This is a genomic window from Pseudonocardia sp. SID8383 (genome assembly GCF_009864975.1).
GTDB lineage: Bacteria > Actinomycetota > Actinomycetes > Mycobacteriales > Pseudonocardiaceae > Pseudonocardia > Pseudonocardia alni.
Map to the genome: position 1 here is coordinate 1 of NZ_WWFY01001148.1, position 6555 is coordinate 6555.

General features: G+C 74.7%; 6 protein-coding genes and 1 pseudogene. All 7 read left to right on the forward strand.

Annotated elements, in window-relative coordinates:
• Positions 1–430 (forward strand): annotated as a pseudogene (locus tag GTW08_RS27935) (glucose-6-phosphate isomerase); the annotation flags it as partial.
• 43 nt (positions 431–473) lie between these two features.
• Positions 474–2018, forward strand: coding sequence for a glucose-6-phosphate dehydrogenase (gene zwf / locus GTW08_RS27940; protein ID WP_073574719.1), 1545 nt, complete (start codon positions 474–476; stop codon positions 2016–2018).
• Positions 2019–2058: 40 nt separating this feature from the next.
• Positions 2059–3009, forward strand: coding sequence for a glucose-6-phosphate dehydrogenase assembly protein OpcA (gene opcA, locus GTW08_RS27945; RefSeq protein WP_073574718.1), 951 nt, complete (start codon positions 2059–2061; stop codon positions 3007–3009).
• Positions 3006–3797, forward strand: a complete 792-nt coding sequence (pgl, locus tag GTW08_RS27950) for a 6-phosphogluconolactonase (RefSeq protein WP_073574717.1) — start codon at positions 3006–3008, stop codon at positions 3795–3797. Before opcA ends, pgl begins: the two co-directional genes overlap by 4 nt.
• Before the next feature lie 73 nt (positions 3798–3870).
• Positions 3871–5127 (forward strand): formate-dependent phosphoribosylglycinamide formyltransferase, encoded by a 1257-nt coding sequence (gene purT, locus GTW08_RS27955; RefSeq protein ID WP_161152740.1) that lies wholly within the window; start codon positions 3871–3873, stop codon positions 5125–5127.
• Positions 5124–5597 (forward strand): VOC family protein, encoded by a 474-nt coding sequence (locus GTW08_RS27960; RefSeq protein ID WP_073574715.1) that lies wholly within the window; start codon positions 5124–5126, stop codon positions 5595–5597. Before purT ends, GTW08_RS27960 begins: the two co-directional genes overlap by 4 nt.
• Positions 5598–5607: 10 nt before the next feature.
• Positions 5608–6555, forward strand: a 948-nt coding sequence (locus tag GTW08_RS27965) for a patatin-like phospholipase family protein (RefSeq protein WP_161152741.1), incomplete at its 3' end; no start/stop codon positions are given.

The following is a 6555-nucleotide window of genomic DNA, read 5'->3' on the forward strand; positions in this document are numbered from 1 at the left end:
CGGTGCGCTCGACGCGCTGGCCGCCGTCGCCGACGGGGCCCCGGCGGTCGTCTCGGCCTGGCTGGACCCGGAGTCCGACGCCTCGGTCGCGGTGCTGCGCGGGCCGCTGGTGGCCCGGCTCGGGCTCCCCGTCGCGTTCGGCTGGGCCCCGGCCTGCCGCAGCGGCGACACCGGCGCACCGGACGTCGCGGTGCACTGTCACCTGACCGGGAACGGGCCCGGCGGTGATCTTCCGGGGTCCGTCGGCGCGGACACCGTGCCGCCCGGGCCGGGACTGGATAGCCTGCACGCGGCACAGGCCCGGGCGGTCATCGACGACCAGCGACGCCGGGGACGTCCGGTGCTCCGGCTGCACCTGACCGACCGGCTCGCCGGACTGGTCACCCTGGCCAGGGCTGTGACATCGACACAGACGTCGACAGAGCCGTGACCCCGGTGCCCCGATCACGAGAACACCAGTACTAGGAGGGGCGATGCCCACCGCGAACGGCGGACGGACCAACCCGCTGCGCGACCCCCGTGACAAGCGGCTCCCCCGGATCGCCGGCCCCTGCGGACTGGTGATCTTCGGAGTGACCGGGGACCTGTCCCGCAAGAAGCTCATGCCCGCGATCTACGACCTCGCCAACCGGGGGCTGCTGCCGCCGGGCTTCGCCCTCACCGGCTTCGCCCGCCGCGACTGGGACCAGCAGGACTTCGGCCAGGTCGTCTACGAGGCCGTGCGCGAGCACGCCCGCACGCCGTTCCGGCAGGAGGTGTGGGACCGCCTCGCCGAGGGCCTGCGGTTCGTCCAGGGCTCCTTCGACGACGACGCCGCCTTCGACGAGCTGGAGCGCACCGTGCGCGAGCTCGACGAGAAGCGCGGCACCGGGGGCAACCACGCCTTCTACCTGTCGATCCCGCCCGGCGCGTTCCCGGTGGTCTGCAAGCAGCTCGCCCGTTCGGGGCTGTCCGCGCAGGAGGACCCGGACGTGTGGCGCCGGGTCGTCATCGAGAAGCCGTTCGGCCACGACCTCGCCTCGGCCATCGAGCTGAACGCGATCGTCAACGACGTCTTCCCCGAGGACTCGGTGTTCCGCATCGACCACTACCTCGGCAAGGAGACCGTCCAGAACGTGCTGGCGCTGCGGTTCGCCAACCAGCTGTTCGAGCCGATCTGGAACGCCAACTACGTCGACCACGTCCAGATCACCATGGCCGAGGACATCGGCCTGGGCGGGCGGGCCGGCTACTACGACGGCATCGGCGCCGCCCGCGACGTCATCCAGAACCACCTGCTGCAGCTGCTCGCGTTCACCGCGATGGAGGAGCCGACGTCGTTCTCCTCCGACGAGCTGCGCGCCGAGAAGATCAAGGTTCTCAAGGCGGTCAAGCTCGCGCACCCGCTCGACGCCACCACCGCCCGCGGCCAGTACGAGGGCGGCTGGCAGGGCGGCGAGGAGGTGCCCGGGTTGGCCCAGGAGGAGGGGTTCGACCCGGAGTCGACCACCGAGACCTTCGCCGCGATCACCTGCGAGGTCGAGAACCGCCGCTGGGCCGGGGTGCCGTTCTACCTGCGCACCGGCAAGCGTCTGGGTCGCCGGGTCACCGAGATCGCCGTGGTGTTCAAGCGGGCCCCGCACCTGCCGTTCGACGCGACGATGACCGAGGAGCTGGGGCAGAACGCCCTGGTGATCCGGGTGCAGCCGGACGAGGGCGTCACCATGCGCTTCGGGTCCAAGGTGCCGGGCAGCCAGATGGAGGTCCGCGACGTCACGATGGACTTCGGCTACGGCAACGCCTTCACCGAGGCCTCCCCCGAGGCCTACGAGCGGCTCATCCTCGACGTGCTGCTCGGCGAGCCGTCGCTGTTCCCGGTCAACGAGGAGGTCGAGCGGTCCTGGGAGATCCTGGACCCGGTCCTGGAGCACTGGGCCGCCGACGCGCGCGGCCCGGACTCCTACCCCGCCGGGTCCTGGGGCCCGGTGTCGGCCGAGGAGATGCTGGCCCGCACCGGGCGCCACTGGAGGCGGCCGTGAGCGCACGGACGGCAGCCGCGGAGAAGACGGAGACCCCATCGTGATCATCGATCTCCCGTCGAGCACCACCTCGGCGGTCAACCGCAAGCTCGTCGAGCTCCGCGAGTCCGGTGGCGTGTTCGCGCTGGGCCGGGTGCTGACCCTGGTCGTCGTCACCGACGACGGCCCGGAGCTCGAACGCGCGATCGACGCCGCCAACGCGGCCAGCCGCGAGCACCCCTGCCGGGTGATCGTCCTGGCCCGCGGGCAACGGCGGGCCTCGCCGCGGCTCGACGCCCAGATCCGGGTCGGCGGCGACGCCGGCGCCAGCGAGGTCATCGTGCTGCGCGGCTACGGCCCGCTCGCGGCCGAGGAGGCGGGCGCGGGCATGGTCATGCCGCTGCTGCTGCCGGACGCCCCGGTCGTCGCGTGGTGGCCGAACGAGGCGCCCGCCTCGCCGTCGGAGGACGCGGTGGGCCGCCTCGCGCAGCGCCGCATCACCGATGCGCTGTCGTCGAAGAACCCGGTGAAGGCGTTCGAGGCGCGTCGCAGGGACTACGCGCCCGGCGACACCGACCTGACCTGGACCCGGCTCACGCAGTGGCGGGCCCAGCTGGCGGCCGCGCTGGACGTGCCGCCGTACGAGGACATCAGCTCCGCGGTCGTCGCCGGGGAGGCGGTGTCGCCGTCCACCGAGCTGATCGCGGGCTGGCTCGCCGCGAACCTGGGGGTGAAGGTGAAGCGCTCTCCGTCGGAGAAGGACAACGGGCTCTCGCTGGTCCGGCTGACGCGCCCGTCCGGTGACGTCGAACTGGCCCGCCCGGACGGCAAGACCGCCCGGCTGACCCAGCCCGGCCAGCCGGAACGGCTGATCGCGCTGGCCCGGCGGCACGTGTCGGACTGTCTCGCCGAGGAGCTGCGCAGGCTCGACCCGGACGAGGTCTACGCCGAGGCCCTCGCCGGGGTGGCGAAGGTGACCCGCGGCCGCACCCCGGTGAAGGTGCGCGCGTGAGCGCCGCGACACAGGTGCAGGTCGCGGTGCACCCGGACAAGGACGCGCTCGCCGCGGCGACCGCGGCCCGGCTGCTCACCGCGCTGGTGGACCTCCAGGCCGCGGGCAGGGTCCCGCGGCTGGTGCTCACCGGAGGCGGGGTCGGGATCCAGCTGCTGCGCGACGTCGCCGCCTCCGGGGCGCGCGACGCCGTCGACTGGGCCCGGGTGGACCTGTTCTGGGGCGACGAGCGCTTCGTACCCGCCGACGACGACGAGCGCAACGACCGCCAGGCCCGCGAGGCCCTCCTCGACGCGCTGCCGCTGGACCCGGCCCGGGTGCACCCGATGCCCGCGGCCCCGGCGGGCGGCGGTACCCGCGACGACGCCCTCGCCGCGGCCGCCGGCTACGCCCGGCTGCTCGACGACCAGGCCGGCCCCGACGACGGCGGCGTCCCCGCGTTCGACGTGACCCTGGTCGGGATGGGCGAGGAGGGCCACACCCTGTCGGTGTTCCCCGACTCCCCCGCCGTGCACGAGCAGGCGGCGACGGTCGTCGCGGTCTTCGACTGCCCGAAGCCGCCGCCGACCCGGATCTCGCTGACCCTGGCCGCGGCGCGCCGCTCCCGCGAGGTGTGGGTGGTGGCGGCCGGGGCGGGCAAGGCACCGGCCGTCGCGGGTGCGCTCACCGGCACGCCGGAGACCGAGCTGCCGGTCGCTGGGGCCCGTGGCACCGTCACGACCCGCTGGCTGCTCGACACCGAGGCCGCCTCGGACCTGCCCGACGGGTTCGTCGCCCGGGTCTCCTGACGGCGGCCCCCGGATGTGAGATGCCGCGCCCGGGCGGGGTGTCGCACGTGGACCTGCGGTTAGGGTCCCCGTCATGCGTATCGGCACCCCGCTCGGCCCGGACCCCACCCGCGTGCTGCTGCTCGGCTCGGGTGAGCTGGGCAAGGAGGTCGCGATCGCGTTCCAGCGCCTCGGCGTGGAGGTCGTCGCCGTCGACCGCTACCCGCACGCCCCCGCCCATCAGGTGGCGCACCGGTGGCACGCGATCGACATGACCGACCCGGTGACGCTGGCGACGCTCGTCGAGCAGGAGGCGCCCGACCTCGTCATCCCCGAGATCGAGGCCATCGCCACCGGCGCCCTGCTGGAGATCGAGGCGGCCGGGACGACCGTGGTCCCCACCGCGCGGGCCGCGAAGCTGACCATGGACCGCGAGGGCATCCGGCGTCTCGCCGCCGAGGAGCTGGGCCTGCCCACCTCCCCCTACGTGTTCGCCGACACCCTCGACGAGGTCCGCGAGGCCGTCGCGACGGTCGGGCTGCCGTGCGTGCTCAAGCCGGTGATGTCCTCCTCCGGCAAGGGCCAGTCGGTCCTGCAGAGCGCCGACGACGCCGACGTCGCCTGGGAGTACGCCCGTACCGGCGCCCGGGTGTCGAACCCGCGGGTGATCGTCGAGGGCTTCGTCGAGTTCGACTACGAGATCACCCAGCTCACCGTCCGGCACGCCGGCGGCACCGCGTTCTGCGAGCCGATCGGGCACCGCCAGGAGAACGGCGACTACGTCGAGTCCTGGCAGCCCCAGCCCATGTCCGACGCCGCGTTGGCCGCCGCCCGCGACGTGTCCGCCCGGATCACCGAGGCCCTCGGTGGGTGGGGCCTGTTCGGGGTGGAGCTGTTCGTCCGCGGCGACGAGGTGCTGTTCTCCGAGGTGAGCCCCCGCCCGCACGACACCGGCCTGGTCACCCTCGCCACCCAGCGGCTCTCGGAGTTCGAGCTGCACGCCCGCGCCGTGCTGGGCCTGCCGGTGGACACCGCGCTGCGCTCCCCCGGTGCGTCGGCGGTGGTCTACGGCGGCACGGAGATGGACGCCCCTGCCTACGAGGGCGTCGCCGACGCGCTCGCGGTCGAGGGCGCGGACCTGCGGCTGTTCGGCAAGCCCACCGCGACCGAGCGGCGCCGGATGGGCGTCGCGGTCGCCCACGCCGACGACGCCGACACCGCCCGGGAGCGCGCGACCCGCGCCGCCGGGCTCGTGCGCCCGGTCCCCGGGAGCGATGAGTCGGGCGCACCGCGCCGGTCTCCCCCGTGTGACGCCGAGAGCCGGCGTCGCGGGGAGGGGACGACACCATGAAGCCGATCACGCCGTGCCTGTGGTTCGACGGAGTCGCCGAGGAGGCGGCCCGGTTCTACACCGGCATCTTCCCGGACTCGGGCATCGACACCGTCGTGCACTACGGCCCGGAGGTCCCCGACCAGGAGGGCCGGGTCCTGACCGTGGGGTTCCGGCTCAACGGCCAGCCCTGGACCGCACTGAACGGCGGGCCGGTGTTCACCCTCTCCGAGGCGATCTCGATGGAGGTGCACTGCGAGTCCGTCGAGGAGGTCGACCGCTATTGGGACGCCCTGGTCGACGGCGGCGTCGAGCAGCCCTGCGGGTGGCTCAAGGACCGCTACGGGGTGTCCTGGCAGGTGATCCCGCCGGGGGTGCGGGAGTGGCTGACCTCGCCCGACGCCGAGGCCCGGTCCCGGGTCGCGCGGGCCGTGTACGCCACCCACGGCAAGCTCGACGCCGTCGCCCTGGAGAAGGCGTACCGCGGGTAACCTGGTCCGGGTGGCGGCACGGACCGGACTCGTCGTGGCGGGCGCGGGAGCGCGCGGCGCCTACGAGGCGGGTGCGCTGACCGAGCTCCTGCCGCGGATGGCGCGGCGGTGGTCGGCGCCGTCGGTGCTGGTCGGCACGAGTGCGGGCGCGCTGAACGTGGCCGCGCTGGCCGGGCTGTCCGACGTCGCCCCGGACGCCGCGGCCGCCGAGCTCGTCGCCCGCTGGTCGTCGGTGCGCACCGAGGAGGTCGTGGCGCTGCCGTCGTCGGCGGTGGAGGCGACCGCGGCCTACCTCGGGGACCTCGCCGGGGTCCCGTCGTGGCTGCGGAGGCTGCTGCTGGTGCCGGACCGGGTGACCCGCCTCCTCGACGCCGACCGGCTGCGCCCGGTGGTGGACCGGGTCGTCGACTGGGACCGGCTGCACGACGCCGTCGCCCGCGGCCGGGTCGACGCCGTCGGGGTGGCGTGCACCGCCGCCGGCACCGGCGGGACCACGGTGTTCGTCGAGCGCGGGCCGGACGTGGCGCTGCCGCCGTACGACCCGGGTCGCGACATCCGCTACGTCGACGCCCGGCTTGGCCCGGACCACCTGCTCGCCTCGGCCGCGGTGCCGGTGCTGTTCGCGCCGCGTCGCATCGAGGGCGAGGCGGCCGGCTGGTATCTCGACGGCGGGGTCCGGCTCAACACCCCGCTCAAGCCCGCACTGCGCCTGGGCGCGGACCGGGTCGGTGTCGTCGCGACGACACCGGACGTCCCGTTCGGCGAGTCCGCCGCGGCGCTGTCCCCGGCGGACCGGGTGCCCGACGTGTACGCGGTCGCCGCGCTGGCGCTGCGGATCGTGCTGGGCGCCGGGGTGACCGAGGACCTGCGGACCCTGCGCGCGGTCAACGCGCTGGTCGACCGCGGCGAGGACCGGCGGCACCGCCGGATCGCGACCTGGTTCGCCGGGCCGCCCGCC